The sequence below is a fragment of the Micromonospora sp. M51 genome (genome assembly GCF_018070305.1).
GTDB lineage: Bacteria > Actinomycetota > Actinomycetes > Mycobacteriales > Micromonosporaceae > Micromonospora > Micromonospora parva.
The window spans coordinates 1-2775 of the sequence record NZ_JAGPXZ010000777.1; the positions used below are offsets into that span (position 1 = coordinate 1).

The window sequence follows — 2775 nt, forward strand, 5'->3', positions numbered from 1 at the left end:
GCCTACGGGAGGTCGGCGACCAGATCGGCGTACTCGGGGTGCTTGTCGATGAACGCGGCCATGAAGGGGCACTGCGGCACCACCGTGGCACCGCGCGCCCGGAGCTGGTCCAGCGTGCCGCGGATCAGCGCGCCGCCGACCCCCTTGCCCTGAAAGCCCCGGTCCACCTCGGTGTGGGTGAAGACCAGGACCTCACCGCGCATCAGGTACGCGGTGTAGCCGGCCAGCGCGTCGTCGACCAGGATCTCGAAACGGTGCTTCGCCGGGTTGTCCTCGACCAGGGTGCTCATCCGGCCATTCTCCCCGCCGCGTCGGCCAGCACGTCGAGTTCGCCCAGCAACCGGTCCACCTCGTCGGCGGTGTTGTAGTGGTAGATGCTGGCCCGCACCGCGCCGCCGCTGTCGCGCAGACCCATCAGCTGGAAGTACTCGTAGGCGTAGTAGTCGCCGACGGAGAGACAGAGCCCGGCGGCGCCCAACGCCTCCTGGACGGCCGCTGGTGACATCCCGGCGACCCGGAACGAGACAGTCGGGCAGCGCCGGGCCGGCGAGCCGTAGACGGTGATTGCCGGGCGCTGCGCCAGCCCGGCGAGCAGCCGGTCCAGCAGCGCCTCCTCGTGGGCCTGGGCGGCGGCCAGCCCGGCCCGCAGCCGGGCCCGCCGGTCCCCGGCCGCGTCCGGATCCAGCCCGGCCAGGTGATCCACCGCGGCGGCCACCCCGGCCAGCAGCGGGAAGCTCGGCGTGCCGTACTCGAAGCGCTCCGGCACCGCGTCGGAGGACGGCAGCAGCTTCGCCGGGCGCAGCGTCGCCCAGAGAGCGGGGTCCGCCACCATCGCCGCCAGGTGCGGCCCGGACCACTTGTACGCACTGGTGACCAGCACATCGGCACCGAGCGAGGTCAGGTCGGTCGGGACGTGCGGCACCGAGTGCACCCCGTCGACGTAGACCAACGCGCCGACCGCGTGCGCGGTCTTGGCGATCGCCGGCACGTCCGGCATGGTGCCGATGGCGTTGCTGGCGGCGGTCACCGCCACCAGCCGGGTCCGCTCGCCGACCAGGTCGGCGTACTGGGCGGCGGGCAGCTCGCCGGTCTGCCGGTCGATCTCCGCCCAGCGCACCGTCGCGCCGGCCGCCTCGGCCGCCTGCACCCACGGCCGCACGTTCGCGTCGTGGTCGAGCCGGGAGACCACCACCTCGTCACCCCGGCGCCAGGTCGCGCCGAGCGTGCGGGCCATGGTGTACGTCAACGCTGTGGCACTCGGGCCGAGCACCACCCCGGCAGGGTCGGCGCCGAGCAGGTCGGCCACCGCCGAACGGGCCTCGGCCACCAGCTCCAACGACCGGCGGCCGGCCACGTTGGCGGCGCTGCGGTTGCCGACCGCCATCCGCATGGCAGCGGTGACCGCGTCGATCACACCGGCCGCGGTCTGGGTGCCGCCGGCACCGTCGAAGTGGACGAAGCCCTCGGTCAGGGCGGGGTACGCGGCCCGGGTACGGGCGATGTCGAACGGCATGTCCCGGACCCTAGCCGGTGCTCCCGCGACACCGTCCGGCCACCGGGTGATCACCGATCGACTGTGACATCGCGGGCGTCTCGTACTCTTGGCGAGGTGACGAACCAACCCGCCACCATGCCCATGCCCTCCGTCCGCCGCGCCGCCGGTCTCTTCGCCGGTGTGGCGCTCGGCCTCGCCGTGCTCGCCGGGTGCAGCTCCCAGGGCGCCTCCACCGACTGCGGGCTGGACGCCTGCACCGTCACCTTCGAGCGGGGTGTCGACGCGAGCGCCACCATCCTCGGTGTCGAGGCCAAGCTGGTCGGCGCCGAGGGCGACCAGGTGACAGTCGAGGTCGCCGGCGAGCAGCTCACCCTCACCACCGGGCAGCAGGCCACCGAGGCCGGCGGCTTCGCGGTGACCCTGGACAGCGTCACCGACCAGCAGATCAAGATCCGCGTATCGCGTAACCCGGGGAGCTGACCCGGGCGGGCGGCGGTGGCCGACGTTTGGAAATCTTCGTAAACGGAGATTGTGGCGCCATGTCACTTACCCGTAACGCCGAAGCCACCGCCTCCCGTACGGCGGACAGCCGGTGGCTGGAACTCCTCGCCCGGGCCGGCTTCATCGGCTACGGCATCGTGCACCTGCTCTTCGCCTGGCTGGCGTTGCAGATCGCGTTCGGCACGTCGTCCGACGACGGCGACCAGTCCGGCGCGCTGCGCACCCTCTCCCAACAGCCCCTCGGCAAGTTCCTCGTCATCGCCGTCGCGATCGGCCTGCTCGCGATGGCGATCTGGCAGGGGCTGGAGGCGGCGGTCGGGCACCGCGCCGAGCGCGGCAAGGAACGGGTCATGGAACGGCTCGCGTCGGCCGGCCGGACCATCGTCTACCTCTACTTCGCCTGGACCGCCTTCAAGGTCTTCTCCGACGCCGGGTCGAACAGCGCCGACCAGCAGGAGGCGCTGACCGGCAAACTGATGACCTCCAGCGGTGGCCGCTGGCTCGTCGGCCTGGCCGGGCTGGTGCTCGCCGCGATCGGTGTCGGCCTGGTGATCTACGGCGCGCTCAAGAAGTTTGAGAAGCACCTGAAGACCGGTGAGATGAACCCGAAGACCCGCCAGCTGGCCCGCCGGCTGGGCATGGCCGGGTATGTGGCCAAGGGTGTCGCGTACGGCATCGCCGGTCTGCTGGTCATCGTGGCCGCGGTGAACTACGACCCGGAGAAGGCCCGTGGTCTGGACGCCGCGCTGCACACCCTGCGTGAGCAGTCGTACGGCACG

4 protein-coding genes are annotated in these 2775 nt (G+C 72.0%); 2 read left to right on the forward strand and 2 right to left on the reverse strand.

Annotated elements, in window-relative coordinates; all coding sequences use genetic code 11:
- Positions 1-2: 2 nt before the first annotated feature.
- Positions 3-290, reverse strand: a complete 288-nt coding sequence (locus KBX53_RS28605; protein WP_030334940.1) for a GNAT family N-acetyltransferase — start codon at positions 288-290, stop codon at positions 3-5.
- Positions 287-1513, reverse strand: coding sequence for a cysteine desulfurase-like protein (locus KBX53_RS28610; RefSeq protein WP_210862678.1), 1227 nt, complete (start codon positions 1511-1513; stop codon positions 287-289). Before KBX53_RS28610 ends, KBX53_RS28605 begins: the two co-directional genes overlap by 4 nt.
- Before the next feature lie 96 nt (positions 1514-1609).
- Between KBX53_RS28610 and KBX53_RS28615 the strand changes: the two genes are divergently transcribed.
- Both KBX53_RS28615 and KBX53_RS28620 read left to right on the forward strand, forming a co-directional pair.
- The gene (locus tag KBX53_RS28615; protein ID WP_210862680.1) at positions 1610-1975 is read left to right on the forward strand and encodes a hypothetical protein; all 366 of its coding nucleotides are present in this window, start codon (positions 1610-1612) and stop codon (positions 1973-1975) included.
- Between the two features lie 59 nt (positions 1976-2034).
- The coding region (locus KBX53_RS28620; protein WP_210862682.1) for a DUF1206 domain-containing protein at positions 2035-2775 on the forward strand (741 nt) is incomplete at its 3' end.

Bases quoted from the DNA above. Each gene is read 5' to 3' on its own strand.
- KBX53_RS28610 (WP_210862678.1), bottom strand. From the start codon at position 1,513: ATGCCGTTCGACATCGCCCGTACCCGGGCCGCGTACCCCGCCCTGACC.
- KBX53_RS28605 (WP_030334940.1), bottom strand. From the start codon at position 290: ATGAGCACCCTGGTCGAGGACAACCCGGCGAAGCACCGTTTCGAGATC.